This window comes from Prauserella isguenensis, assembly GCF_014191605.1.
GTDB classification, from domain to species: domain Bacteria; phylum Actinomycetota; class Actinomycetes; order Mycobacteriales; family Pseudonocardiaceae; genus Prauserella; species Prauserella isguenensis.
Genome location: NZ_JACHWU010000001.1, coordinates 841,406 through 865,965, shown reverse-complemented (window position 1 = coordinate 865,965; position 24,560 = coordinate 841,406). Strand labels below are relative to the sequence as shown.

25 protein-coding genes and 1 pseudogene are annotated in these 24,560 nt (G+C 69.7%); 10 read left to right on the top strand and 16 right to left on the bottom strand.

What is annotated here, in order from left to right; translation table 11 throughout:
• Positions 1 to 54: 54 nt before the first annotated feature.
• Complete coding sequence (locus FHS23_RS04000) at positions 55 to 735, bottom strand: helix-turn-helix domain-containing protein (protein ID WP_183647901.1); 681 nt, start codon at positions 733 to 735, stop codon at positions 55 to 57.
• 181 nt (positions 736 to 916) lie between these two features.
• On the opposite strand from FHS23_RS04000, the gene FHS23_RS03995 reads away from it, so the two are divergent.
• A complete protein-coding gene (locus FHS23_RS03995) occupies positions 917 to 1,075 on the top strand; it encodes a hypothetical protein (RefSeq protein ID WP_183647898.1) in 159 nt (52 codons plus the stop codon).
• Between the two features lie 39 nt (positions 1,076 to 1,114).
• Here the strand turns inward: FHS23_RS03995 and FHS23_RS03990 are convergent, their stop codons facing one another.
• From FHS23_RS03990 to FHS23_RS03980, 3 genes are read right to left on the bottom strand one after another with little or no spacing between them, the layout of a single operon-like run.
• The gene (locus tag FHS23_RS03990; protein ID WP_183647895.1) at positions 1,115 to 1,462 is read right to left on the bottom strand and encodes a nitroreductase/quinone reductase family protein; all 348 of its coding nucleotides are present in this window, start codon (positions 1,460 to 1,462) and stop codon (positions 1,115 to 1,117) included.
• A 1-nt stretch (position 1,463) separates the two neighbouring features.
• Positions 1,464 to 2,312, bottom strand: coding sequence for an ABC transporter permease (locus tag FHS23_RS03985; protein ID WP_183647880.1), 849 nt, complete (start codon positions 2,310 to 2,312; stop codon positions 1,464 to 1,466).
• Positions 2,309 to 3,253, bottom strand: a complete 945-nt coding sequence (locus FHS23_RS03980) for an ATP-binding cassette domain-containing protein (RefSeq protein WP_183647877.1) — start codon at positions 3,251 to 3,253, stop codon at positions 2,309 to 2,311. The genes FHS23_RS03985 and FHS23_RS03980 overlap by 4 nt, the downstream gene beginning before the upstream one ends.
• A gap of 94 nt (positions 3,254 to 3,347) precedes the next feature.
• Here FHS23_RS03980 and FHS23_RS03975 point away from each other — a divergent pair, with 94 nt between their 5' ends.
• Positions 3,348 to 4,109 carry a TetR/AcrR family transcriptional regulator gene (locus tag FHS23_RS03975; RefSeq protein WP_183647874.1) on the top strand — a complete coding sequence of 254 codons (762 nt, stop codon included), beginning with the start codon at positions 3,348 to 3,350 and terminating at the stop codon, positions 4,107 to 4,109.
• A gap of 75 nt (positions 4,110 to 4,184) precedes the next feature.
• Here FHS23_RS03975 and FHS23_RS03970 read toward each other — a convergent pair whose 3' ends face one another.
• Complete coding sequence (locus FHS23_RS03970; protein WP_183647871.1) at positions 4,185 to 4,562, bottom strand: VOC family protein; 378 nt, start codon at positions 4,560 to 4,562, stop codon at positions 4,185 to 4,187.
• Between the two features lie 365 nt (positions 4,563 to 4,927).
• On the opposite strand from FHS23_RS03970, the gene FHS23_RS03965 reads away from it, so the two are divergent.
• On the top strand, positions 4,928 to 5,809 hold the full coding sequence (locus tag FHS23_RS03965; RefSeq protein ID WP_183647868.1) for an LLM class F420-dependent oxidoreductase: 882 nt from the start codon (positions 4,928 to 4,930) through the stop codon (positions 5,807 to 5,809).
• A gap of 45 nt (positions 5,810 to 5,854) precedes the next feature.
• Here FHS23_RS03965 and FHS23_RS03960 read toward each other — a convergent pair whose 3' ends face one another.
• The 4 genes and pseudogenes from FHS23_RS03960 to FHS23_RS03945 all read right to left on the bottom strand — a co-directional run bounded on the left by FHS23_RS03960 (position 5,855) and on the right by FHS23_RS03945 (position 9,029).
• A complete protein-coding gene (locus FHS23_RS03960; protein ID WP_183650816.1) occupies positions 5,855 to 6,433 on the bottom strand; it encodes a cation efflux transmembrane domain-containing protein in 579 nt (192 codons plus the stop codon).
• Between the two features lie 334 nt (positions 6,434 to 6,767).
• Positions 6,768 to 7,085: pseudogene (cmtR, locus tag FHS23_RS03955) on the bottom strand (Cd(II)/Pb(II)-sensing metalloregulatory transcriptional regulator CmtR); the annotation flags it as partial.
• Between the two features lie 69 nt (positions 7,086 to 7,154).
• A complete protein-coding gene (gene trpS / locus FHS23_RS03950; protein ID WP_183647862.1) occupies positions 7,155 to 8,195 on the bottom strand; it encodes a tryptophan--tRNA ligase in 1,041 nt (346 codons plus the stop codon).
• Between the two features lie 228 nt (positions 8,196 to 8,423).
• Positions 8,424 to 9,029, bottom strand: coding sequence for a hypothetical protein (locus tag FHS23_RS03945; RefSeq protein ID WP_183647859.1), 606 nt, complete (start codon positions 9,027 to 9,029; stop codon positions 8,424 to 8,426).
• Positions 9,030 to 9,223: 194 nt separating this feature from the next.
• Between FHS23_RS03945 and FHS23_RS03940 the strand changes: the two genes are divergently transcribed.
• The 4 genes from FHS23_RS03940 to FHS23_RS03925 all read left to right on the top strand — a co-directional run bounded on the left by FHS23_RS03940 (position 9,224) and on the right by FHS23_RS03925 (position 11,893).
• The gene (locus FHS23_RS03940) at positions 9,224 to 9,871 is read left to right on the top strand and encodes an MBL fold metallo-hydrolase (RefSeq protein WP_183647856.1); all 648 of its coding nucleotides are present in this window, start codon (positions 9,224 to 9,226) and stop codon (positions 9,869 to 9,871) included.
• A gap of 269 nt (positions 9,872 to 10,140) precedes the next feature.
• Positions 10,141 to 10,284 (top strand): hypothetical protein, encoded by a 144-nt coding sequence (locus tag FHS23_RS03935; RefSeq protein WP_183647853.1) that lies wholly within the window; start codon positions 10,141 to 10,143, stop codon positions 10,282 to 10,284.
• Between the two features lie 315 nt (positions 10,285 to 10,599).
• A complete protein-coding gene (locus FHS23_RS03930; protein WP_183647850.1) occupies positions 10,600 to 11,268 on the top strand; it encodes an alpha/beta fold hydrolase in 669 nt (222 codons plus the stop codon).
• An 82-nt stretch (positions 11,269 to 11,350) separates the two neighbouring features.
• Entirely contained in the window at positions 11,351 to 11,893 is a 543-nt protein-coding gene (locus FHS23_RS03925) for a dihydrofolate reductase family protein (RefSeq protein ID WP_183647846.1), read from the top strand.
• 23 nt (positions 11,894 to 11,916) lie between these two features.
• Here the strand turns inward: FHS23_RS03925 and FHS23_RS03920 are convergent, their stop codons facing one another.
• Both FHS23_RS03920 and FHS23_RS03915 read right to left on the bottom strand, forming a co-directional pair.
• Positions 11,917 to 12,249 (bottom strand): MmcQ/YjbR family DNA-binding protein, encoded by a 333-nt coding sequence (locus tag FHS23_RS03920; RefSeq protein WP_183647841.1) that lies wholly within the window; start codon positions 12,247 to 12,249, stop codon positions 11,917 to 11,919.
• Between the two features lie 138 nt (positions 12,250 to 12,387).
• Positions 12,388 to 12,579 (bottom strand): hypothetical protein, encoded by a 192-nt coding sequence (locus tag FHS23_RS03915; RefSeq protein WP_183647838.1) that lies wholly within the window; start codon positions 12,577 to 12,579, stop codon positions 12,388 to 12,390.
• Positions 12,580 to 12,912: 333 nt separating this feature from the next.
• Here FHS23_RS03915 and FHS23_RS03910 point away from each other — a divergent pair, with 333 nt between their 5' ends.
• From FHS23_RS03910 to FHS23_RS03900, 3 genes are all read left to right on the top strand, one after another.
• On the top strand, positions 12,913 to 13,773 hold the full coding sequence (locus tag FHS23_RS03910) for a response regulator transcription factor (protein ID WP_183647834.1): 861 nt from the start codon (positions 12,913 to 12,915) through the stop codon (positions 13,771 to 13,773).
• 240 nt (positions 13,774 to 14,013) lie between these two features.
• Positions 14,014 to 15,849, top strand: coding sequence for an acyl-CoA dehydrogenase (locus FHS23_RS03905; RefSeq protein ID WP_183647831.1), 1,836 nt, complete (start codon positions 14,014 to 14,016; stop codon positions 15,847 to 15,849).
• A gap of 231 nt (positions 15,850 to 16,080) precedes the next feature.
• Positions 16,081 to 16,362, top strand: a complete 282-nt coding sequence (locus FHS23_RS03900) for a GlsB/YeaQ/YmgE family stress response membrane protein (RefSeq protein ID WP_183647828.1) — start codon at positions 16,081 to 16,083, stop codon at positions 16,360 to 16,362.
• 100 nt (positions 16,363 to 16,462) lie between these two features.
• Here the strand turns inward: FHS23_RS03900 and FHS23_RS03895 are convergent, their stop codons facing one another.
• The 5 genes from FHS23_RS03895 to FHS23_RS03875 all read right to left on the bottom strand — a co-directional run bounded on the left by FHS23_RS03895 (position 16,463) and on the right by FHS23_RS03875 (position 24,389).
• Positions 16,463 to 18,652 (bottom strand): VanW family protein, encoded by a 2,190-nt coding sequence (locus tag FHS23_RS03895; protein WP_343053624.1) that lies wholly within the window; start codon positions 18,650 to 18,652, stop codon positions 16,463 to 16,465.
• 22 nt (positions 18,653 to 18,674) lie between these two features.
• Complete coding sequence (locus FHS23_RS03890) at positions 18,675 to 18,968, bottom strand: GroES family chaperonin (protein ID WP_183650810.1); 294 nt, start codon at positions 18,966 to 18,968, stop codon at positions 18,675 to 18,677.
• Between the two features lie 60 nt (positions 18,969 to 19,028).
• The gene (locus FHS23_RS03885) at positions 19,029 to 20,912 is read right to left on the bottom strand and encodes an NHL domain-containing thioredoxin family protein (RefSeq protein WP_343053622.1); all 1,884 of its coding nucleotides are present in this window, start codon (positions 20,910 to 20,912) and stop codon (positions 19,029 to 19,031) included.
• 190 nt (positions 20,913 to 21,102) lie between these two features.
• Entirely contained in the window at positions 21,103 to 21,585 is a 483-nt protein-coding gene (locus FHS23_RS03880; protein ID WP_183647825.1) for an SRPBCC family protein, read from the bottom strand.
• Positions 21,586 to 21,680: 95 nt separating this feature from the next.
• Positions 21,681 to 24,389, bottom strand: a complete 2,709-nt coding sequence (locus FHS23_RS03875; protein ID WP_246381308.1) for a translocation/assembly module TamB domain-containing protein — start codon at positions 24,387 to 24,389, stop codon at positions 21,681 to 21,683.
• Positions 24,390 to 24,560: the final 171 nt, after the last annotated feature.

Here is a 24,560-nt window from a genome sequence, read left to right as displayed (position 1 = left end):
ACGGGTCGTCTTCATCGCATCGCGAAAGGTGGTGCCCCGTCTTGAACGAGAGCGTCACGTCGCAGGTCGCTCACCCGCGAGAATGCGCGCGGGCGTCTGGCCGGCGAACACCCGCAGGGCACGGGTGAGGTGAGACTGATCGGCGTAGCCGGCACGCTGCGCCACCTCGGCGCACGACATGCCGTCCTGCAGCAGCCGGTACGCGTGCCGTGCGCGACGTAGCTGCTGCACCTGCGACCGCGTCAGGCCCGTCGTCGTGCGCACGTGTCGCTGCCACGTCCGCGTCGACCAGCCCGGCGCATCGCCCTCGAGTGCACGCCGCACCTCCTCGTCGGCCACGACGATCCCCCGGGCGAGGAGGGTCTCCACGAAGTCGTCCAGGGCGTCGAACTCGGGGATCGCCACGGTCACGTCGCCGAAGGTCACCGCCACACCGGAACACGGGATCCGCACCGTTTCGCCACTCAGCGCGCGCTTGTCGACGCCGGGCAGGAAGACGTGCGAACGGAACTCGACGCCCCAGTACGTCTCTCCGGAGTTTGACGCCACCACGTGGGCCGCGCGACGGGGCCCGTCCAGCTCCGCGTCCAGGGATCCGTCCACCCGCCGAATGAACGACAGTCCCCAGTGTTCGCTCGCCCGCACCGGATGCAGGCCATCCTCCTCGGCGACCGCGCACCACGCCACTCGCACCGCGCCCACCCGGGACAAGCGCTGCTCGTACACAGCTGTCACCGCACTTCCGGCACCGTCGGCGGCCACCCGATACACAGCCTCGTGGTCGTCCGCCGACGAAGGCAGTCGACAGGTACCCGCGTCGGCTGTCCGACCCTCACGCGTCGAGCGACGTCCGTGGAAGGGTCCCACCGCGGCCATATCGAGCCTGCGGACGGACAAGGAGGGAAGGAGGCACAGTATGAAGACACCCGGGGAGTACCCGTTGTCCGACCGAGAGCCCGGCGGGCAGTACCAGGACATCTTCGCCGATTGCCCGGTCGAGGTGATCCGCATCGCCGACGCTCTCGAGGAGACGCGGCGGTCACGGTCGGACGAGGACCCGGACGACATGCCGTAGACGTTGCCACCCGCGGCCGAGGCGCGCGCCGCAACCGGGCTACTCGGTCCACCGGAACCGCACGAACGTCGGCGGATCGGCGCGCCAGGCACCGATGACCTCGGGATGTCGTGCGTACTTGTCCGCGAACGCCTCCACTGCGCGCCTCACCTCCTCGGCGGCGTCGACGAGCGCGCCCGCGGCCGTCCACGAACGGCGACGCCTGCGGAGCTCGACAGCAGGAGCCGCCAGCACGTTCCGCACCCAGTCGCTCCGCAGTCCGCCCCGCGCCGCCACGTACACCGCACCTCCCGCGCACGCGAACCACGTCGTGACCGTGTGCTCCCGTCCCGTGACACGGCCCCGCGTGGCGATCCGGACGGTCGTGACGTTCGGGTCCCAGGTCACGTCAGCGACCGAGATTGCGGAACCGACGCACCCCGAGCGGCAGGAAGATCGCGGTGATCACCAACGGCCAGATGATCGCCGCGGTCATCGCGTGCACCTCCGGCCACGCGTCGCCGATCGGAACCGGGTTGCCGAACAACTCGCGGATGGACGTGGCGGTCGCGGACACGGGATTCCACTCCGCGACCGGCTGCAGCCAGCTCGGCATCAGCTCTGGCGGCGTGAACACCGACGAGATCATCCCGAACGGGAACGCCAGCGCGAACAGGTTGCCCGCCTGCTGGGTGCCGTTGACGAGAAGTCCGATCCAGATCCCCACCCAGATCAGCGAGAACCGCAGCCACAACAGCAACGCGAACGCGGCGAGCGTCTCCGCCAGCGACCCGTCCGAGCTCCAGCCGATCAGCAGTGCGATCACGGCGAGCACCGCCAGGTCGACGGCAGCCTGGATGGTGTCGGCGAGGTTGCGGCCCACCACGATCGCCGACGACGCCATCGGCATCGACCGCACCCGGTCGATGAATCCCTTCTCCTTCATGTCCGCGACGGCGAATGCGGTGTTCATGAACCCGAACGCCATCGTCATCGCGAACAGGCCCGGCATCGCGTAGCCGATGTACCCGACACCCGCGCCCTGCCCGGTGACGTCCATCGCCGAGCCGAACACGTAGACGAACAGCAGCACCATGACCACCGGGAAACCCAGCTGCCACGCGAAGTTGGCCGGCTGCCGCACCAGATGGGCGAACTCCTGTCCCACCACGACGCGATAATCGCTCAGCGTCCAGCGCATCCGGTTGCCGACGGTGTCGTCGGCCGCCGGCCCCGGGGTTGTCGTGCCGTGGGTCATGCCGTCTCCCTCCCCACCAGTTCGAGGAACGCCTCGTCGAGAGTGGGCCGCCGGAGCCCGAGATCGGCGACCTCCAACCGCTGTTCCCGGATCGCGGCCGCCGCGCTCACCAACGCGTCCACCGGGTCGTGGACGAACGCCGAGACCGTCAGCGACTCCGGCCGTACGGACGGTTCACCCGTCCCGACCGCCTTGACCACCTCGGTGATCGGCTCCAACGCCTCGGACGCCGTCGCCACCACCTCGAGACGCTCCGCACCCATCCGGCGCTTGAGCCCCTCAGGGGTGTCGTCGACGACGTTGCGGCCGCGGTCGACCACCGAGATCCGATCGCAGAGCCGGTCCGCCTCGTCGAGATAGTGCGTCGTGAGCAGCACCGTGGTGCCGCCCGCCGTCAACCCCGCGATCGCCTCCCAGACCTCCCTGCGCCCGGCCGGGTCCAGCCCGGTTGTCGGCTCGTCGAGGAACAGCACGTCCGGTGCCAGGATCATGCTGGCCGCGAGGTCGAGCCGGCGGCGCATGCCACCGGAGAACTTCTTCGGCACTCGGTCGGCGGAATCGGTGAGGCCGAACTGGGCGAGCAGTTCGTCGGCGCGTTTGCGGGCGTCCGCCTTTCCGAGCCGGAACAGGCGTCCGAAGTAGACGAGGTTCTGCCGCGCACTGAGCAGGTCGTCGACCGCTGTCTGCTGGGCCGTCAGCCCGATGCGACGGCGAACCTGGCGCGCTTCGCGCACGACGTCGTGCCCGGCGACGACCGCCGTGCCGGTGTGCAGCCGCTGCAGTGTGGTGAGGATGCGGACCGCCGTCGTCTTGCCCGCGCCGTTGGGCCCCAGCAGCCCGTGGACACTGCCACGCGCCACCTCGAGGTCGAAGTCGTCCAGGGCAACGGTTTCCCCGAACCGCCTGGTGAGGCCGTGAGCCTCGATGACGGAGCTACTCATCAGGACTCCAGAAGATATCCGAGTACGATGTACTCAGTTATAGCGTACGACGTACCCGGTTCGCCAGTGCCGGGACGGTTAGGATTCCCGTTCCATGAGCTCTCCCCAGACCGGTGCAGGCGATCCACGTCGCAGCCTGGAACTGCTGTGGCGCGAGGGCGGCGCGAAGGAGGGGCGGCCGGGACCCAAACCGCGGTTCACCCTCGACCAGGTCGTCGCCACCGCGATCGCGCTCGCCGATCGTTCCGGCGTGACGGCGCTCAACATGCGCGCGGTGGCCGACGAGCTCGGCACCGGCCCGATGACCCTGTACCGCTACGTACCGGGCAAGGCCGAGCTGCTGGACCTCATGGTCGACCGGGCGACGGAACCGTCACCCGAGGACCTCGCGACGGCGGGCTCTACGTGGCGTGAGCATCTCGTCCTCCTCGCGGAGGGCACGTGGGACGGTTTCGCCGCCCACCCGTGGCTGCTCGAGGTGAACCAGCGCCGTCCCGTCATGGGGCCGGGATCGCTGGCCGGATTCGACTGGGCACTACGCGCGTTCGAGGGACTCGACATCCCGGGCCGCGAACAGAACCTGATCATCACCGGCGTCATGAGCATCGTGATCGGCGCCGCACGGGACCACCTGATCGGCGACTCGTCCGACACCCCACCGCCCACGACCGAGAGCGAGTGGTGGGCCGCGCAGGAGCCGTATCTCATCCGCGCCTCCGAGGGCGGCGACTACCCGCGCCTCGCAGCCGTCAACACCGACGAGAACGCCTGGAGTTTCAACGGCCGCGAGGCGATGCGCTTCACCCTCGACGCCTTCCTCGACGGCGTCGGCAGGCGCTGGACGCTCGACCGGTAGATCCCCCCGACCACAGCAGCAGCCGCGAATCACCGACAGGTAACCCACTCGCGACGCCTACGACCGGAGTTCACCTCACGCCGAAGTCCAGACGCCGAGTTCGTTGCCTGCCGGGTCACGGAAATGGAAACGCCGACCCCCGGGAAAGTCGAACGGCTCCTGGGTGATCCCGCCGCCCGCGTCGCGCACGGCTTGCAGGCTCGCGTCCAGGTCCGTCGAGTACAGCAGCACCAGTGGGCCACCGGCCGGTACCCGTTCCTCCTTCCGGAAGCCGCCGACCTCGGCCGCGTCGCCGGCACTGCCGCGGATGCCGACATACGCGGGCCCCGGCCCGTAATCGGTGAACGCCCAGCCGAAGGCGCCGCCGTAGAACGCCTTCACCGCGTCGAAGTCGGTGACGGGCAGCTCCACGTAGTCGAGTGCGTGATGGGTGTGGTTCGCGAAATCAGCCATGTACCGATCCTGCCCCCACCCCACGACAGTTTCGGGATCGACGACGACACCGCGGCCTCGTCGATACGACAGGTGGAAGGGTGCCGCCACGAGCAGGGAAGGACGTGACACTTCGGCGGAAACGCAGTGTCCCCGTTGGAACGGCGGACCATCCCGGGGACGAGCGAAAGCACTGTGGACGGAGCCGTCCGGGAAGGCCGAGAAGGCACGGAACCCGGAAGTGCCGGTCGGGAACATCCGGCGACTCGTTCCGGTACTCGAGGCGATGTCGAATTCGACGTGACCGGCACCGAGGACTCGTCGGTGCCGCCCGAACGGCTTCGATCTCCGCGCGACGGTCGCTCTGCGGACGTAGGCTCGGTCACATGGAGCTGGGACTGCATTACTACACGTTCACTCACCCGGAGTGGGAGACGACGCTCGCCGACCGCCTGACCGAAACCGCCCGCGTCGCCGACCAGGGCGGAGTGAGCCTGATGACCGTGATGGACCACTGGTTCCAGATGGAGCAGGCGGGCGGGCCGCACGAACCGATGCTCGAGGGGTACACCACGCTCGGCTACCTCGCAGGTGTCACCGACAACGTGCGCCTCGGGCTGCTCGTCACCGGCGTGACCTACCGGCGCCCCGGACTTCTCGCCAAGACGGTCACGACCCTCGACTCACTCGCCCCGGGCCGCGCCGTGCTCGGAATCGGCGCGGCCTGGTACGAACGCGAGCACGCGGGCCTCGGCGTGCCTTTCCCGGCGACGGCCGAGCGGTTCGAACAGCTCGAGGAGACATTGCAGATCTGCCGGCAGATGTGGTCCGACGACGACGGCGCCTACAACGGCAGGCACTACCGGCTCGCGGAGACGATCTGCCTGCCGAAACCGGCCGGCGGCACGGTACCCGTACTCATCGGCGGCGGCGGCGAACGCAAGACGCTACGGCTCGTCGCCCAGTACGGGCAGGCGTGCAACCTGTTCGGCGCGCCCGGCGACGACGGGGTCGCAGCCGTGCGGCACAAACTGGACGTGCTGCGCGGGCACTGCGAAAACCTCGGCACGGACTACGACGCCATCGAGAAGACGATCCTGTACCAGGGCGAGACGACCACCGACCCCGACGGATTCCTCCGGCAGATGGAGGCCTACCGGGAACTCGGCGTCTCGCTGGCCTGTGTCATGCCGCCTGCGTACCAGGACCCGGTGCCGTGGGCGACGAGCCTCGTCGGCGACATCCGGCCGCGGCTCGCCGCCGTCTGACACACGCCTAGCTGTCCACTGTGGATATCTGGCGTGGCGACCCGCTCAGCAGCAGTGGTCGCCGCGCCAGGCGTCCCGGCCCTCCTTCACCGCGAGGGCCGCGATCACCAGCGCCGCCGCGGGGTCGGCCCACGCCCACCCGAACAACGAGTTCAACAGCAGCCCCACGAGCACGACCGCCGACAGGTACGTGCACAGCAGCGTCTGCTTCGAATCCGCCACCGCGCTCGCCGACCCGAGTTCGCGCCCGGCCCGGCGTTGCGCGTACGACAGCACCGGCATGATCGCCAGCGACACGGCAGCCAGCGTGATGCCGACCGTCGAATGGTCGGCCTCCTCACCGCCCAGCAGTGCCGTGACCGACTCGAACGTCACGTACGCCGCCAGCGCGAAGAACGACACCGCGATGACCTTCAACGCGAGCCGTTCCCGCCGCTGCGGATCACGTCCCGCGAACTGCCACGCGACGGCCGCCGCCGAGGCCACCTCGACGGTCGAATCGAGTCCGAATCCGATCAGCGCGGCCGACGACGCGATGGCACCCGCCGTGATCGCGATGACCGCCTCGATGACGTTGTAGGTGATCGTCGCCGCCACGAACAGCCGGACCCGGCGGGACAGCACCGCACGCCGTGCGTCGTCGGGAGGTGCGCTTGCCGCGGGGCCTCGCGGCGAGCCGGTGCCGGTCGAGCAGCAGCCGTCGTCGCAGGTCGCGACGTCGGCCTGGCGGGTCGTGAGCCCGGGGGACCCGTCGGCGCCGGCCGGACCGGCGGAGTCGGTACGACCGGCGGAGTCGGTGGACGCGGCAACCTGCGCGCCGCCGGGAGCACAGCAGTCGTCAGACATCGGCGGCGACCTCGTCGTGCGCGGCCCGGGCCGTGACGGCCCCGCCGGCCACACCCTCCCGACCGGCGGCCTCGTCGACACACGGCGCGCCCGCATCCGGCGACGCGGACGGCGACTCGGCGTCACACGGCTCGCCGGTGTCGACGGCGAGCACCACCTGCACGAACTCGCGCAAGGCACGGGCGAGGTGCGGGTCCGCCAGCTCGTACCGGACCTGCCTGCCCTCGTACGCGGCGACGACCAGGCCGCAACCCCGCAGGCACGCCAGGTGGTTCGACACGTTCGACCGCGTCAGATCGAGCTTCGTCGCCAGCTGCCCGGGGTAGTTCACCCCGTCCAGCAGCGCCACCAGGATGCGGCACCGCGTCGGGTCCGCCAACGCACGCCCCAGACGCGACAGGGCGGCTTCCCGGGTCTCACTCGTCAGCATGCGTCGAACAGTACAGCGTTGGCTGACCATTCAGCAACGACTGAACCGTCTCGCCGACGGCACGCGGGGTCACCGTGCCGACCGGGCGGCGTTGCGCCGCAACCGGTTGTACGTGCCGGCCAAACCCATCGCCCGGCGCACCTCGAGGACGACGTCCCGCACGACGGCGCGAGTCCGTTCCGTTCCCTCGGTGATGAGCTCGTCGACGTAGCCGGATCGCTCGGTGCAGCAAGCCCGCCGTTCCCGCACCGGATCGAGAAACCGGTTGAGCGCCGCCGCCAGGGCCTCCTTGACCTCGACGTCGCCGACACGCCCTTCGCGGTACCGCCGCTCCAAGTCTGCGACCTGGGCACGGTCGTCGTTGAACGCCCGGTGGTACTCGAAAACCGGATTCCCGTCGACGTTGCCCGGCACGTCGGCCCGCACCCGGTTCGGGTCGGTGTACATCCGCGCGACCTTCCGGTTCACGTCCTCTGCCGTGTCCGAAAGGTAGATCGCGTTGTCGAGCGACTTGCTCATTTTCGCCTGTCCGTCGGTACCGATCAGATTCGGCACATCACTGGCGACGAGCTCGGGAACGGGGAAGACCTCGCCATACAGCCCGTTGAACCGCCGGGCGATCTCGCGCGTCACCTCGACGTGGGCGTGGTTGTCGCGACCCACCGGAACGGCGTTCGCCTTGACACACAGGATATCCGCGGCCTGCAACACCGGATAACCGAGCAACGCGTAGCTCATCTCGCCACCGCGGCTCATCTCCTTGAGGCTCGGGATGCGCTGCAGCCGAGGGACCGTCACGAGGCTCTGCAGCAACGTGCCCAGTTCGGCGACCTCTCCGATCGCCGATTGCAGATAAAACGTCACCCGGGCCGGATCGACGCCCACGGCGAGGGCGTCGAGAACCTGGTCCCGGACGTACTGCGGAACCCGCGCGATCTCGTCGGGCGAATTCGCCGTCGTGAGCAGATGCAGGTCGGCGAGGATCAGAAACGTCTCGTACTCGTGCTGCAGCCGGACACGGTTGGCGAGGCTTCCCACGTAATGACCGAGGTGCAACCTGCCGGTCGGACGATCTCCGGTAAGCAGACGCGGACGGGACGGGTTCGACATATCGGTGCCTCCAGGGTCGACTCGGAAGCCACCGGCGGACGCACCGTCGTCCGAACACGAAAACGGCCGCCCTCCGGGCGGCCGTGGTGAACATGCGCAGAATCAGGGCCGCCGGTCGGCGGCCCACCACATACCGATTCGTGTACGCACACGCCGATAGTACGTTCCCGCACGCCCGCGGCGCACGGGGCAGCGCGCGCCGCGGACAACCGTCGTGCGGCCGGAGCGTCAGCCGGTGCGGCGCTCGCGGTACTCGAACGGCACCCGACCCCGGGCGCACGCCTGTTCCAGCAGCCCGCGCACCCGCTCGGCCTCCGCCCTCTCCGGTGCACCCAGGTAGGCCTTAATCCGCTTCCCGTTGAACGCGCTCCGCTGTGCCTCCGTCGTCGCCCGCTCCTTCACCGTGCTCTCGACCAGGTCCAGCTGGGCGTGCATGCCGACCTTGCCCTTCCCGCCGACATTGGTCAGGATTTCCAGCCGGAAGTGCGACAGCTCCCGCCACGAGAGCTGGAGGCCACCACGCGTGATCGGGCCGGCCGTAGTGACGATCAGCTCGATCCGATCGTCGCCGGTGTACGCCGCGGACCGCTTCGCCCTCGGATACATCAACAGCGTGAACATCGCACACCCGGCGACCCCCAACGCGAGCAGCAGCCAGCGCACGGGCGGTTCCAGGAAGAACGCGACCCCACCCATGACAACCAGCTCGAACACGCCCAGGTAGAGGTACATCTTCGCCACGCGGTTCTGCGCGCTCGAATCGGCGACGTGGCGGTAGATCTCGCCCGGCCGCTGCGCAGGCGGCATGGCCGGAACACCAACGGGGTCGGTCATGACACTCCTCGGAGATCGGGCGACGCCGCGGATCCTACGACGACCGCGGGCGCGGCGGGCCCGATTCCGGCGTTCCCGCCGGAATCGGAGTCACGTCGACACGGCGATCTTCGGTGCTCCGGCTTCCACACATCGGCATTAACTTCAAGTTAACTGGAGGTCCTAGCGTCCCCGTCATACGGAAGGGGACAACGATGAAGAAGATCAACGACGAGTTGTGGGAGACCGAGCCCGAGTATCCGTTTCCCGGACTGAGCACGCACGCCTACCTGTGGCTGGCGCCCGAGGGCAACGTCCTGTTCTACAACACGACCCACGAGACCGAGTTCGACCGCATGGCCGATCTCGGCGGCGTCGCCCATCACTACCTGAGCCATCAGGACGAGATCGCACCGTCGCTGAGCACGATCAAGGAGCGCTTCGGCTCGACTCTCCACGCCCACGCGACGGAAGCCGACCTGGTCGCGAAAGTGGCGCCTGTCGACGACGCCTTCGCCGGCAGGCACGTCACCGCCGCGGGCATCGACGTGATCCCGACACCCGGCCACACCCCGGGCAGCGCGTGTTTCCTGGTTCCCGTGACGGGGCGGACGTACCTGTTCACCGGCGACACGATCTACGTCGACACCAACGGCCACTGGCGCGCCGGCTACATTCCCGGCATGAGCGACCGGTCGCAACTGACGGCGACCCTCGCCGATCTCGCCACCCTGCAGCCCGACGTGGTGATCTCGAGCGCCTTCACCGGCGACTCCGGCGTCACCGAGCTCGGCGACCGCACGTGGGCCGACTGCGTCGAGGAGGCTCTGCACGCACTCGAACCGGAACCCACCCGCAGTTGACACCTACACCGGCGCCGGCCGCCCTGGCCGAGGAAGGCCGGCGGCGGTGTGCCACGCCGTCGCTGCGACGTCCGAACCATCCGCCCGGCAACCGATCGCGCACGCGAAAACGGGGCAGAGCAGGCAAAGCACACAGAAGGACCCGACCACATTCCCCATTCGGGTGACGCACGCCATTCGATGTCACGGCGTGATAACGGGGAGGGGAAGTGCGGCGATACGCCGGATGACCCCGTACACATCCCCCTGACTCGAGACGGAGATGGCCCATGTGGACATCTGCCTCGAGCACGCTCGGAATCGCAGGACTGGCCGCATGGTCGGTCACGGGCGCGCTCGTGTTCCTGGTGGCAGGACTGGTGTTCCTGCTGCTGCTCTCGCTCGTGGTGCTGTCACCGAGCCCCACGCGGTAACGACCGCGACTGGCACCACGCCCACGTCGGCCCAGCACCGCCAACCCCGGGCGCGCGCCGCGGACACCCCGACCGTCACACGGAACCTCCACCGGTTTCATCCCGAACCGTGACGGGTCCGCGACGTCGCAGGCGATGCCAGGCCGTCGGTGACCGGACGCGAGCGGCGCCGGCTCGGCCTCCCCGAACCGACCGGCGCCGCTCGTGCCCATCCGGAGCAACGGCCCTCGGCGGGCTTCGGCGACGTCGAGGATCCGGTAACCGCCGGACGACAGCCGTGGACCTTCCGCCGGACCGGCGGGAGGATGCACGAGCATGCGAACCGTTGCGCTGGTACACAGTCCGTTCCTCGGGCCCGGAAGCCTGCTCCCGCTGGCCGACGAACTCACCGCACGCGGACATCACGTCGTCGTGCCCGACCTCCGCGCCGGACTCCGCGCCGCGCGCTGCCACGACGGCGTTGCCGACCGCTTCGCCGAACAGACACCCGACGCGCCACTTCTGATCGCGGGCCACAGCGGTGCGGGTCCGCTGCTGCCGCACCTCGCGGCACGCCGTCCGGGCAGCCGCCTGCTGTACGTCGACGCGGGCCTGCCCACACCGGGCCGGAGCTGGCGCGACACCGTACCCACCGGGATCCACGACACGCTGGCCGACCGCGCTACCGACGACGGCACCGAACTCCTGCTGCAGCCGTGGCACACGTGGTTCGACCCGAGCCCGCTCGACAGCGACGCCCTCCGCTGGGCCGTGCTGCCGGACGAACCGCGCGTGCCGGTGCGCTTCCTCCACGAGCCACGGCCGCACGCCGACGAACCTCCGGGCGCCTACCTACGACTGTCCGCCCCCTACGACGCCGCCGCCGAGGAAGCGGCCACGCGAGGCATGCCCGTCCGCAGACTGGACGCCGACCACCTCGCCCCGACCCGTAGCCCCGCACGGGTCGCGTCGGCCGTCGAAACACTGGCCCGCGAACTCGGCTGACTGTCGGCCCATCGGGCATCCTGGGCGCACTACGCACCGTCGCACGCACCGCCGCCGACACCGCCGCCGGAAGGGCCCCGCCATGCGCACACTCGCGATCACCCAGAACATCACGCTCGACGGCTGCGTCGAGATGCTCGACCAGTGGTTCGACCCGACGGCCGACAACCCCGAACTCGCGGTCGAGAACCGCCGCCAGCAGCAGGGGTGCGACGCCGTGGTGCTCGGCAGGCGAACGTTCGAGGACTTCCGCGGCTTCTGGCCGAACCAGACCGGCGACGTCGCCGACTACCTCGACCGCGTCGACAAGTACGTCGTCACCGGCACGCTCACCGACCCCGGCTGGCAACAAACGCACGTGATCGGCGCCGAGGATCCCGTCGCGGCGATCCGCGAGCTCAAAGGGCGACCGGGTGCGGACATCGTCGTCACGGGCAGCATCACGCTCTGCCACACGCTCATCGAGGCCGGTCTCGTCGACGAGTACCGGCTGTTCGGCTACCCCGTCGTGCAGGGCCGTGGGCGCAGACTGTTCCCGGACGGCGTCACGCTGCCGCACATGACGTTGCGCGACATGAAGTCGTTCCCCGGTGGCGTCACCTACACCTGCCACACCCCGAACTGAACCCCGGACCGCGTCGGCGAGCCTCAGCGGCGGCGTTTCGCGCGTTCGGGCGCCCTACGATGCCAGGACTCCTCGAGCAGTTCGTGCAGTTGCGTCTCCTCGACGCTGTCGAGGTCGACGAGGATCGCGCCGTAGCCGTCGTAGTGCGACGTGGTGTAGAACGCCTGCTCACCGGACGCCAGCAGCGCCTCTTTCTCGTCCATACCGCACAGCACCACCAAGCCACCCTCGGCCTCGGTGCGCAGCCGCGCGAAACTCTTGCCGTTCACCTTCAGCGCGGGCGTTCCGTACGAGGTCGACTCCTCGACCTCCGGCAACCCGGTCGCGAACGCCACGACGTCCGCCCAGTTCGCCATCCCGACACACTCCTCTGATCGGCTCGGCGTCTTATCGGTTCGGCGTCTCGCCGGTTGGCCGCCTCATCGGCTCGGCGTCCAACCGGCTCGGCGTCCAACCGGCTCGGCGTCCAATCGGTGACGCGCACCGGGGACCGCCTACGACGAGCGTTCCCGCAGCTCGGCCTGGAATCTTGCAGGCGCGAGCGGATCGACCTCGCCGAGCGCCGCGAGCCGTGCGTCCCGGGTGCGGGCACGTTGCCTGTCCGCGCGGCGGTCCTCCCACGTCACGATGACCGCGGCGACGGCGAGCAGCAGGACGAAGAGTCCTATGACCGATGCCAGGTACACGCCATCTCCCTTGATGCCGGTATGTGTGGCAGATCACACAGCATAGGCAATGGTCCGCCGTCGACGCCACCCCGCCCGTCGGATCACTCCGGAGGGTGCCCGGAGCAGGGCTGTGACCAGGAATGTGTCAACCGTTTGCGCGCCGCAACCAGCGCGTAGGCCACCGAACGGGCACACTCCGCCTAGGAACCGAACAATTTCATCGGCTCATCGCGTCATGAGGTTGAAGCTCGCCAGTCACAGCTGCGAACGACAGCGAGCAGATCTCGCCGGGGGACCGTGGCAACACGGCGGCGAACACGTCCCGCGAGGACGTGCGGAGACGGAGTGGTTATGGCGCAAAGCATCGACAGGGGCCGCCCGACGGGCGGTCTCGGACCATCGGGGACACGCACTCTCACGGTTGCGGCCCTCGATCCGGTACCGGTTTTCAGGGAAGGCCTGAATGTCCTGGTCAGCAAGACACCGGGACTGCAGTGGGCGGGCCACGCAGCGAGCCATCACGCATCACTGCAGTTGTGTGAGCAACTGCGGCCGAACATCGTGATCCTCGACTCGGGCTTCGACCCGCACTGCCACCTGGTGCGACTGCTCCGCGACGGCGACCCGACGCTCGTCGTGGTGGTGCTGGTGCGGGACGCGCACCGCACACCGCAGTTCCTGTCGACGGCCGCCGCGGCGGGCGCGCACGCGACCGTGCCGCGCACGGCCGAACCGCGCCGCCTGGCGGAGGCGATCCGGCGGGCCCACATCGACCGCCGCTACACGGACCCCGCCCTCGCCGCGTTGACGGCACGGCCGAAGCGCCAGCCGTCGTCCGAAGGGACAGGAGCGAGCGGCAAGCAGCAGATGCCGCTCTCGCGGCGCGAGTACCAGGTACTGCAGCTGGTGGCCGAAGGTCTGGAGAACTCGGCGATCGCGAAGACGCTGTTCCTGTCGGTGGAGACCGTGCGCACGCACGTCAAGAGCATCCTGCGCAAACTGTCGGCCCGGGACCGCACGCACGCGGTCACGAAGGCGTTCCGCACGGGGATCCTCATCCCGCGCCCGGAGGAGAGCACGGCCCCGTCCGCCGACGGCACACCCGGCCCGCCGCCGCAGCACACCCCGAAGCCGCACACCCCGCCGCAGCACACGCCCGCCGCGAGTGCGCAGCCCGCACCTCCCACAGCTCCGCCCACCGCCCCGGCGTGACCTGCCGCGCGCGGCCCACCCCCGGGCCGCCCACGGGAGACCATGCGAAAGGCGGGTAACGCGGAGACGAGACCCAGAAAACACCGCCGCGACTTGCCGTCGATTACCTGGGAGTAATATCCTCAAGTTACCGGCGAGTAGGGCCGTGTTGTCCGGAGCTGTCCACATCACGGGCTGTGTATGGACGTACGAACAGTGCCCAGCCGCCACACCCGAACAACCTTCGTACGGAGCGACGACATGGGCCACTACAAGAGCAACGTCCGGGACCTGGAGTTCAACCTCTTCGAGGTCCTCGGCATCCAGGACCGGCTCGGCAAGGGCGTGCTGGCCGAGTCCGACGAAGAGACCGCCCGCGGTGTGCTGTCCGAGCTCAACAACCTCGCGACGGGCCCGCTGGCAGAGTCCTTCGAGGACGCCGACCGCAACCCGCCGGTATACGACCCGAAGACCTTCTCCGCGACGCTGCCGGAGTCGTTCAAGAAGAGCTACCAGCAGCTGTGGGACGGCGAGTGGTGGCGGCTCGGCCTCACCAACAAGCTCGGCGGCTTCGGTCTGCCCCCGACCGTGCAGTGGGCCGCGTCCGAGCTGATCCTCGGCGCGAACCCGGCGCTGTACATGTACATGGCCGGTCCGAACTTCGCGATGGTCGTCGACCAGAACGGCACCGAAGAGCAGCAGCGCTGGGCGCAGATCATGATCGACCGCGCCTGGGGCGCCACGATGGTGCTGACCGAGCCGGACGCCGGTTCGGACGTCGGCGCCGGCCGCACCAAGGCCGTACAGCAGGAGGACGGCTCCTGGCACATCGAGGGCGTCAAGCGCTTCATCACCTCGGCCGACCAGGACATGACCGAGAACATCATGCACCTGGTGCTGGCCCGCCCCGAGGGCCACGGCCCCGGCACCAAGGGCCTGTCGTTGTTCCTCGTGCCGAAATACCACTTCGACACCAACACCGGTGAGATCGGCGAGCGCAACGGCGCCTACGTCACGAACGTCGAGCACAAGATGGGCCTGAAGGTCTCCACCACGTGTGAGCTGACGTTCGGCCAGCACGGCACGCCCGCCAAGGGCTGGCTGCTCGGCGAGGTGCACAACGGCATCGCGCAGATGTTCCAGGTCATCGAGTACGCGCGCATGATGGTCGGCACCAAGGCCATCGCGACGCTGTCGACCGGCTACCTCAACGCGCTCGAGTTCGCCAAGGAGCGCGCGCAGGGTCCGGACCTGACCAAGCAGACCGACAAGACCGCCCCGCGCGTCACCATCACGCACCACCCGGACGTGCGCCGCAGCCTCATGCTGCAGAAGGCCTACGCCGAGGGCATGCGCGCCGTCTACCTCTACACCGCGTCGTTCCAGGACCAGGTGTGGACGCAGGAGGGCGACGAGGAGTCGATCAAGCTCGCCGAACGCGTCAACGACCTGCTGCTGCCGATCGTCAAGGGCGTCGGCTCCGAGCGCGCCACCGAGCAGCTCGTGCAGTCGCTGCAGACGTTCGGCGGTTCGGGCTTCCTGCAGGACTACCCGATCGAGCAGTACATCCGTGACTCGAAGATCGACTCGCTGTACGAGGGCACCACGGCCATCCAGTCGATGGACTTCTTCTTCCGGAAGATCGTCCGCGACAAGGGCCAGGCGCTGACGCACATCGCGGGCGAGATCTCGAACTTCGTGGAAGGCGGAGCGTCGGAGCCCGATTCGCGCCTGAAGAAGGAGCGGGAGCTGCTCAAGCAGGCTCTCGACGACGTCCAGGGCATGCTCGGTTCGATGATCGGCAACCTGACCTCGGCGCAGGAGGATGTGAACAACGTCTACAAGGTCGGCCAGCACAGCGTGCGTTTCCTGCTGTCGGCGGGCGACCTGATCGTCGGCTGGAAGCTGCTGCAGCAGGCCGAGATCGCGCTGGGCAAGCTCGACGGGGCGACCGGCAAGGACAAGTCGTTCTACGAGGGCAAGGTCGCCGTCGCCTCGTTCTTCGCCAAGCAGGTGCTGCCGGAGTTGACGGCCCGCCGCGCCATCGCCGAGGCCGCCGACAACGACCTGATGGAGGTCGACGAAGCGGCGTTCTGATCGCCGTGACGCACGGCGTCCCACGAACGAGGGCACCTCGGCCGTCACTCCCCCTGGCGGCCGGGGTGCCCTTTTCGTGCCCGCCTGCGACGTCGGGCCAGTTTGGGAGACCGTCCCCGGGGGCACCTTGGTTGCATTGAGCGCGACCAAGGTGGCCCCGGGGCTTCCTGGTGCGCTCAGGTGAGGAATGATCGTCTTCAAGGGGACGCACCCTCGTATCGGAGGCTCGGCATGGAGATTTCGGGCATCATCTCGGCGATCCTCATCGGACTCGTCATCGGCGTGCTCGGCAGGCTCGTGGCACCCGGCAAGCAGAAGATCGCCATCTGGTTGACGCTGCTGGTCGGTGTCGTCGCCGCGTTCGTCGGCACCGCCATCGCCCGCGGCATCGGCTACGCCGACACCGACGGCTGGGACTGGCTCGAGTTCATCACCCAGGTGGTCGTCGCCGCCATCGGTGTTTCCCTCGTCGCAGGGATCGCGGGCAAGGATCGCAAGAAGGTCGAGCGCTGACGGTTCGCGGGCTCGGGTCGGCGGCAACAGCGACAGCAGCGGCGAGCAGGCGACGCTCGTCGTGACGCTGCCGAAGCCGCCGACCCGAGCCGCGTCCTGCTCAGCCCCGGCTGCGGTCCACCTGCTCTGAACGTCCGTCGCCGGGCAGGAACGGCCAGCCGGGCCGCCGCGTGTCCCCGCCGTCGCCACCACCGCCGTTGCCGCCACCGCTGTCGCCCCGTTCGCAGACGACCCGCGGCACCGGCCGGTACGTCACCGTCGTCGATTGCCGGTCCACGACTCGGTCGCCGCGCAGCGCCTTCACCACCCGCGTGTCCGTGACGGTGAAGCCCTCCGCGCCGGCGCTCTCCTCACACCCTGGGCCGCGTTCCCGCTGCACCGGCGGGGACGTCACGTCGGTGCGCTCGCTCGTGGACCCGCTGACCCGGTACTGCTTCGTGCCCCAGAGCCGCACCGTCACGCTGTCGCCCGAGGTCCACGCCTGCACCGCCACGCCGCTGTCGAGGTTGTTGGTCAGCGACATGTCGACCGTCGACCCGTCGGGCAGCTGCGACACGGCGTCCCGGCCCGCGGGGTAGCGGTCGACGTACGTCGGGTGCGCCGTGTGGCCCGCGTCCTTCAACCCGGCCTCGTACGCGGCGTTGTACAGCGTGCTCGTCAGTTGGGACACGCCGCCTCCGATAACCCGCGGACCGGTGCCGTCGGTGTACAGGGGCGCCTCGACGTAGCCCTTCGACGAGGTCCGCGGCCCGGTGGCCTCCTCCAGGCTGAACGTATCGCCGGGACGCACCACCGAACCCGTCACCGCCTCGGCCATCGCCGAGACGTTCTGCGCCGTCGCACCGCTCAGCCCACCGGTGGTGAACTCGCCGACGACCTCCTTCACCCCGAGTTTCCGCAGTTCCTCGGTGCTCACGTCCGGCGCCTGCGTCTGGTACACGACGTCAAGCGTGCGGCCCTGCTGTTTGCCCGCGACCGTGATGAACGGGGCGAACGTCTCCTGCCAATCGATCCGCCTGCCTTCCTCCGACGGTTCGACCGACGGCCGCGAGCCCACGAACACCAGCTCGGCGTTCGACGCGCTCCGTTCGGTGTCGCTCAGCCGCGGGGCGAGCACGTCCTGCAGATCGGCCCGGTCGAGGGTCAGCTGCAACGCGCCGCCTTCGGCGGGAGAGTGCTTCATCGCGGCGCTGATGTCTTTCGGGGTGAGGGTCGCCGTCGTCCTGTCGGCGCGCACCGTCACCGGCCCCGACACGAGCGGTTTCGTCTGCCGGAGGGCCTGCCGCACGGCCTCGTCCGTGGTCTTGGCGGGCGTGACGTCGACGTCGAGGGTCACGCCCTGGTCGGCGAGCCAGTCGGCCTTGACCTGCTTCATCGCGCTGTCGACGTCGGCGAGGCGCTGCCCCTGCCGCGGCATGATCGGGAACGGTTCGACCGCGCCGTCGCCGGACACGGTGCGGAACCCGACGTCGCCCTCGCGCACCTCGTGGTTGATCTCGTCGCCTGCGATGCCGGTGATCGCCTGACGCAGCTTGCCGTCGTCGGTCGACGACACGACGCCGATCTCGCGCGTGGTGAACAGCGACGTCAGCCGCGACAACGGGTCGATCGGTTGGTTCCCCGCACGTTCGACGGTGCCCGCCCAGTCGAGGCCGAGGCCCGCGTCGGCCGGGTCGAGTCGAGTGGTGACGTCCCCGGCGTGCACAGGTAGCGGGTCCGTCAGCTGTGGGCCCAGTTCGGTGCGCAGCTTCTCCTCGGCCTCGGCCCGGCTGAGCCCGCCGACCTCGACACCGGCCACGGTCACCCCGCGCGGCACGTCGCCGAGACTCGTGACCAGGTCGACCATGTACACGAACAGCAGCCCGACGACGGTGCCGCCGAAGATCATGAACGCCTTGCCGATGCCACGCCGGATCTTGGTGTGCGCGGGACGTTTGCGGGGTTCGGCGGGGCCGAGCAGATCCGCCGCGAGTCCGGCGTCACCGCTGCCTGCGGCGGCCTCGTCGCGGTACCGCACGCTCGGGTACGCCGAGAACGCCGCGGCGGGCAGATCGGTTCCCGTGGCCTCCGGGTCGGTGTGGTCCGAGGGCCACGCCGGGTCGTGCGAGAGCAGCCAGTTGTCCGGCAGATTCAGCGAACCGTCATCCTCGTGAACCCGGCCCTCGTGAATCCGGTCCTCGCCGCCCTCGTACCCGTCGTAGCCGGCCTCCCCACGGTCGTGTGAGGAACGGGCAGCGCCGCCTTCGGGGTGGGCCGGGTGTTCCCACGGCCGGTCGTACTCCTCGCGCACCAGCCCTCCCCGAGTGCTCCGCTTACAAGTACAAGCCTGTGCCCTGTTCGGTCCGCTCGCTCGCGATGGCGTGGATGTCACGCTCGCGCATCACCACATAGACGTCGCCCTGGATTTCCACCTCGAGCTGGTCTTCGGGGTTGAACAGGACTCGATCGCCGATCTTGATGTTGCGCACGTTGTTGCCGACTCCGAGGACGTCACCCCAGCAGAGCCGGCTGGCCATCTGCGCGGTCGCAGGGATGACGATTCCGCTGCTGCTGCGGCGTTCGCCGTCGTCGGACGGCTGCCGCACGAGCAGGCGGTCGTGCAGCATCTGGATTTCGAGCTTCGCGTCCGAATCCGCGTTGTTACGGGGTTCCACCACGCGTTCATGTTAAGCCCCTGCCGGACCCGGATTACCGGACATCATCAGGCTCAGCGCACCGTCGCCGCCGCGTTCGACCCGGATCGGCACACCCCAGTCCTGGCGCGTGACCCGGCAGACGGGGTGCTCGGCGTCGATGTCGCAGCTGGCCGCCTGGGCGACGACCTGCAGCACACCCTCGGTCACGTCGTCGGAGAGGCGGATCAGCCGGGACAGGTCGGTATCGGCTCCGTCGCCCTCGACGAGCAGTTCCGGCGGCGAGGCGCTCACCTCGAGCCTGGTCGACGGGCCGTATCGCTCGTCGAGTTTCTGTCCCGGCGGCGGCGTGAACACCACGTTCAGCTGCACCGCACCCGAGGCCAGCACCGTCGCGGGCCTGCGCACCTCGAGCGCCTCACCGTCCACCTGGTCGGCGTCGGCCGTCGCCAGGGGAGTCAACCGGTGCGCACCCGTCTCCACGACGAACACCTCGCCGTCGGCCACTACCAGGCCCGCGGGTTCGGCCAGGCCCGAGGAGATCGTGCCGACCTCACCCGTGGCGGGGGCATAGCTGCGGATCGCACCGTTGTAGGTGTCGGCGACTCCGACGGTGCCGTCGGGCAGCACGGCCACGCCCTGCGGGTGTTGCAGCAGCGCGTGGGCTGCCTTGCCGTCGCGGTGGCCGAAGTGGAACAGGTCCGTACCGACAGCGGTGTACACGGCGTGGCCGTCGCCGCCGTCGCTCTCGATCCACCGCAGCGCCGACGTCTCGGCGTCGACGAACCACACCCGGTTGCGGCCCACGGCCAGTCCGGACGGCTGCGCCAGGAACGCCTCGGCGGCGGGGCCGTCGCGCAACCCCTCCGTGGTCGTACCGGCCAGCCTGCGGATCGTGCCCTCGACCGGGTCGAACACGCCGAGCGTGTGGTTGCCCGCCATCGCGACGACGACCGCGCCCGGACCACCATCGGCCTCGTCCCACCAGCACACGTCCCACGGGCTGGTCAGGTCGACGTCGAGAGCCTTGCCCTCGTCGTCGCCGTCCCGCCACTGCTCTCCCGTGCCGGCCACGGTCGTGACGGCGCCGTTCGAGAGGTCGACACCACGCAGCGTGTGACCGGCCGTGTCCGCCACGACCAGGTGGTAGCCGACCCGCTGGGCGATCGCCTCCGGCAGCAGCGTCAGGCCCGACGGCTCGGCGAACGACGCCACATCGAACGCCCCGTCGCGGCCGCCGCGCTCACCGCTGCCGAAGCGGCGCACGACCGTCTCACCGTCGGAGGCGAACTCGGCGATGCCGTGTCCCGCGGTGTCGGCGACGAGCAGACGTCCGCCCGAGGTCGCGACGGCCTTCGCGGGGAAGCGCAATTCGGTGTCGGCCGTCTCGTCGGCCACGTACGGGTTGCCGCCGCGGCGCAGCGTCCCCTTCGCCTCGTGCTGCTCGGCCAGCTCGGCGACCACTCGGCGCAGCGCCTCGCCGTGCCCCTCACCTGCTGCGACGTGAACGATGTAGCCCTCGGGGTCGACGATCACCAGCGTCGGCCACGCCTTGATCGCATACTGCCGCCACGTCGTCATGGCCGGGTCGTTCAGCACCGGGTGGTACACGCCGTACCGCTCGACGGCGGCCGCGATCGCCTCGCGCTCACCCTCGTGCGTGAATTTCGGCGAGTGCACGCCGATGGTCACGAGCACGTCCCCGAACTCCTCCTCGATGGGGCGGAGCTCGTCGATCACGTGCTGGCAGTTGATGCAACCCGAGGTCCAGAAGTCGAGCAGGACGATCTTTCCGCGCAGACCTGCGAGACGCAGCCGCTCGCCACCCGTGTTCAGCCAGTCGGTGCCGGCGAGTTCGGGCGCGCGGACGTGCTGCCGCGCGGTGTTGCTCGCGGGCACAGGGTCGGTAGCACTCACGTTTTCCAGTGAACGTCATCAGGGCCCAAAGTGAGCCCCCTCGTGCCGCATTACACCCGCGAGAGCGATCACCCTCGACCACGGGAATGCGCAGGGTGTTTTCCCGCGTTGACCACCGCTCAGCGCTGCGCCGATCGAGCGCCCACCGAACGGCGGTTCACGCGAGCCCACCGCTACCCGGGGCAGCGAGTCAGTCGGCCGTGACGGCCTCCGCGCGCTGCTTCAGGCCTGCGAGGGTCTTCGCGATGTTGCGCTTGTTGAGCCCTGCACGGTCCGGAGTGCCGATCGCGACCCCGGTGATGACGCGGATCGGAGCGACCCGCCGGTCCCACGTGCTCTCGACGACCCGGCAGCCGTCGCCGTCCGGCTCGATGTCGTACTGCCAGCGGGACACCCGGATCGGGCCGACCCCGACGTCGAACGCGAATTTCTCTCCCTCGGCGGCGTCGGTCACCGTCGCGGTCGTGCTCCACCTGATGAAACCGTGCCGATTGCGGCCGCGGAACCTGACGCCCGGCGCCACTTCGGCCGCCCCGTCGAGCCACCGGAACCCCTCGTACTCGCCCGCCAGCTCGGCCATCACTCCGGGGTCGCTGATCAGGGAGTACACCTGTTCCGGGGAGGCGTCGATGTGGATCGAACCTGATGCGTCCGGTTCCTTCGGGGTGGGCATGGCCTGCTCCTCTCGTCGGGGGTGCGACTGCTGTGACGACGTGTCTACCGCCGGTAGGACGTCGGCCGCCACAGGGCCGACGTGCCGCACGCGGGTCAGCCGGCGCCGTTGCGGCGAAGGGCGCGCGTCATGCCGGTCGCGGCCGTGGTGGCGAGCACCCAGCCCATCGCCGTGAAGCCGGTCGCGACCCACATGTCGGCCTCGCCCAGATGCCATCGGCCCTTGTTGCCGAAGTCGACGATCGGCACGAGCAGGTCCACCGTGAACAGCACCGGATTCCAGTTCAGACCCGTGTCGTCGGCGTTGACCGCACACCGCCTGCCCTCCACCGCCAGCAGGTTCCCGTCGTCGATGCAGTCGTCCACCCGCACGCCGAACCACACGCTGCCCGCGACCAGCAACAACAACAGCAGCGCGACGGCGCGCACGGGCCGGTAGCCGTAGCCGACCATCCACCGCTGCAGCAGGCTCCACAGCCGCACCCCGAGCCCGACGACCGGCTTGCCGTGCGCCAACGACTCGTACCGGTACTGCTGCTTCTTCGCCAGCACCCAGTCGGCCTGCTCCTCGTTGCCCGACGAGCGGAGCATCGCGGCGAACTGGTCGTACGGGCCGGGCCGGTACCCGCCGATCGCGTCGTGCAGCAGCCGGAGCCTGCGCCGGACCTCGCCGGTGTCGCCGATCTCGATGGGCGTGCCGAGGCTGTCGTACCGAAAATCCTCGAGGTCGAGACCGCCCGTCGCCAGCCACAGACTTCCCTCGGAGCCGGTGGCGCGCGTGTCCGTGGCGTCGGCGGCGTCGGTGAGCGTGCCGCAGTGCGCCCGGAGCAGCACCACCCTCCCGAGCGGCGGTCCGCCAGGGGCGAGGACGAACTCGTCGGCGTGGGTGTCGCCCGCGTCGAGCGCGACCGCGGCGGGGTCGTCGGTGCCGCCGCTCGCACCGCACAGCAGCGCACCCGTGATGTCGAGCTGCCGCTGGATCTGCGCCCCGTCCATGGTCACGCCGCCCCGCGCCGTGAACGGGCGCTTCTCCTCGGCGGTGAGCAGCACGCTGCGCGCGACTCGCACCGACCGCAGGTCGACGGCCCAGTCGCGGCCGCCGTCGTCCTTGCGCTCCGGCTCGCCGACCTCGGTGCCCTGCAGGTCGATGCTGCCGCCGACGGACATGCCCATGAGCCGCAACGTCCCCTCGGCGCGGCAACGCCGGACATGCAGGTTGCCCGAGACCGTGCTGCGGCGGAACGACAGCACGTCACGTCCCGCGTGGTTGAACGTGCCGTCGGTGAGGTGGACGTTTCCGCGGATGGTCACGTCCGCGATCCGCAACTGCCCCTTGACCCGCACGCCCTTGCTGTCGAGGTCGCCGCTGATCTCACTGCCGTCGAGGTGCACCGCACGATCCCGGAAGGGCGGTTTCCGGCTCGGTAGCACACGGATGTGCGCGTCGGCCAGCCGCAGCGAGCCGCCGATCCGGGAGTTGACCATGCGCAGCGTGCCGTCGACGTCCAGTCCGTCGGACAGCTCGACGTTGCCGTCGACGTGCAACCGGTCGGCGATCAACGCCGGATGCGGATCGACGTACCAGTCGCCGGTCTTCCACGTGTCGACGCCGATGCCGTCCTGCCTGACCTTCAGCTCGGCGCCCCGGAGATTGAGATCGCCGGAGACGCGCATGCTCGGCATGTACAGCAACCCGCGCGTGGCGAACCGCTGCCGACCGGCATCGCCGCCGGGCCGGTCGAGCTCGCACAGCAGACTGCCGCCGACGACCGCCCCGTTGCCGTTCAGCGCGAACCCGTCGGGGTTGCGCAGCGACGCACCGGAGAAGTTGACGTTGCCACCGGTCCGCAGACCCGGGATGCGCACCTCGCCCTCGGCGTCCAACCGGTAAGCCAACAGCGCGCCCGTGACGAGGAGTCGATCGGCGTGGACCGCCTTGCCCTGCGGGTGGACGATCCGCGTCGCCGTGAGCACCGCCGACCCCTCGATCACCGCATCGGTCAGGTTGACGGCCGCGTCGGGCATGCCCCGGTCGACGTCGTCGGCCCGGCGCATCGTCGTCTCCCCGTCGCCGCCGCCGGCCTCCGCCTCGATGTAGCACTTGATCAACCGCAGGTCGTTGCCCGTACGCAGGTTGCGCGCCAACAGCCCCGGCAGCCGGCAGCGCTGGAACACCAGGCCGAGCAGTTTGGCTTCGCGTACGTCGGGGGCGTACTCGAACCGGCAACGTTCGAAACGGAACAGATACCGCAGGTCGGCGCCGCGCAGGTCGAGTCTGCCCGTGATGTAGGCGTTCTCGACCTGCACGATCGGCGCGTTCGTCGACTGCTTACGCCAACGCAGGATCCCTGCCAGGCCGCTGTCGAGGACCTGCCGGACCAGCTCGGAGGCGTCGACGACGTGGTCGGGTTCGGATTCCGCGTCGAACGGGTCGTACCGGCCGGCGTCGTCGGCGGCGGGGCCATCCGCGCCGCCGGGCCTGCCGCCGCCTGCCTTTCCGGTCCTGCCGGGCGCAGCTTTCCCCGACTTTGCCGAGGTGGCGATCCAGCCGGGCCTGCGGGCGCGGGGGACGTTGCCGTGGTCGGCTTCGACCTGCGAGGGGATCGGGCTCGGATCGGCGCCCGGCGCGGTGACCCACCGTGTGACCTCGAGGTCGGCGGGGCCGTCGGGGGAGCCGCCGGGGGAGCCGGGGCCGTGGGCGCCGCCGGGGGAGCCGGGGCCGTGGAAGTCGTCGCTGCGACCGGAGCTACCTGCTGGGTCGTCGTCGCCGTCGTCGCGGTCACCTCGTCGGCGGATGCCCGGCATTGCGCAGCGCCCCTCTCTGGTCACCTGCCGACCGGAGCCGGCCCCGATCACGGTGTGAACAGCCGGGAGGCGGAGACGACACCCGGTACCGACACGACCGCGCAGAGCGACAACCTACCGCGCGAACACCCGCGACATCACCGTTTTCAGCGACCCCGCAGACCCCGCCCG

Excerpts from the sequence above, each read along its gene's own strand:
- FHS23_RS03905 (WP_183647831.1), top strand. The coding sequence starts at position 14,014 with ATGGGCCACTACAAGAGCAACGTCCGGGACCTGGAGTTCAACCTCTTC.
- FHS23_RS03935 (WP_183647853.1), top strand. The coding sequence starts at position 10,141 with ATGTGGACATCTGCCTCGAGCACGCTCGGAATCGCAGGACTGGCCGCA.
- FHS23_RS03945 (WP_183647859.1), bottom strand. The coding sequence starts at position 9,029 with ATGACCGACCCCGTTGGTGTTCCGGCCATGCCGCCTGCGCAGCGGCCG.
- FHS23_RS03980 (WP_183647877.1), bottom strand. The coding sequence starts at position 3,253 with ATGAGTAGCTCCGTCATCGAGGCTCACGGCCTCACCAGGCGGTTCGGG.
- FHS23_RS03995 (WP_183647898.1), top strand. The coding sequence starts at position 917 with ATGAAGACACCCGGGGAGTACCCGTTGTCCGACCGAGAGCCCGGCGGG.
- FHS23_RS03880 (WP_183647825.1), bottom strand. The coding sequence starts at position 21,585 with ATGCCCACCCCGAAGGAACCGGACGCATCAGGTTCGATCCACATCGAC.
- FHS23_RS03925 (WP_183647846.1), top strand. The coding sequence starts at position 11,351 with ATGCGCACACTCGCGATCACCCAGAACATCACGCTCGACGGCTGCGTC.
- FHS23_RS03875 (WP_246381308.1), bottom strand. The coding sequence starts at position 24,389 with ATGCCGGGCATCCGCCGACGAGGTGACCGCGACGACGGCGACGACGAC.
- FHS23_RS03890 (WP_183650810.1), bottom strand. The coding sequence starts at position 18,968 with ATGCTGCACGACCGCCTGCTCGTGCGGCAGCCGTCCGACGACGGCGAA.
- FHS23_RS03975 (WP_183647874.1), top strand. The coding sequence starts at position 3,348 with ATGAGCTCTCCCCAGACCGGTGCAGGCGATCCACGTCGCAGCCTGGAA.
- FHS23_RS03920 (WP_183647841.1), bottom strand. The coding sequence starts at position 12,249 with ATGGCGAACTGGGCGGACGTCGTGGCGTTCGCGACCGGGTTGCCGGAG.
- FHS23_RS03900 (WP_183647828.1), top strand. The coding sequence starts at position 16,081 with ATGGAGATTTCGGGCATCATCTCGGCGATCCTCATCGGACTCGTCATC.
- FHS23_RS03930 (WP_183647850.1), top strand. The coding sequence starts at position 10,600 with ATGCGAACCGTTGCGCTGGTACACAGTCCGTTCCTCGGGCCCGGAAGC.
- FHS23_RS03910 (WP_183647834.1), top strand. The coding sequence starts at position 12,913 with ATGGCGCAAAGCATCGACAGGGGCCGCCCGACGGGCGGTCTCGGACCA.
- FHS23_RS03970 (WP_183647871.1), bottom strand. The coding sequence starts at position 4,562 with ATGGCTGATTTCGCGAACCACACCCATCACGCACTCGACTACGTGGAG.
- FHS23_RS03940 (WP_183647856.1), top strand. The coding sequence starts at position 9,224 with ATGAAGAAGATCAACGACGAGTTGTGGGAGACCGAGCCCGAGTATCCG.
- FHS23_RS03965 (WP_183647868.1), top strand. The coding sequence starts at position 4,928 with ATGGAGCTGGGACTGCATTACTACACGTTCACTCACCCGGAGTGGGAG.
- FHS23_RS03985 (WP_183647880.1), bottom strand. The coding sequence starts at position 2,312 with ATGACCCACGGCACGACAACCCCGGGGCCGGCGGCCGACGACACCGTC.
- trpS (WP_183647862.1), bottom strand. The coding sequence starts at position 8,195 with ATGTCGAACCCGTCCCGTCCGCGTCTGCTTACCGGAGATCGTCCGACC.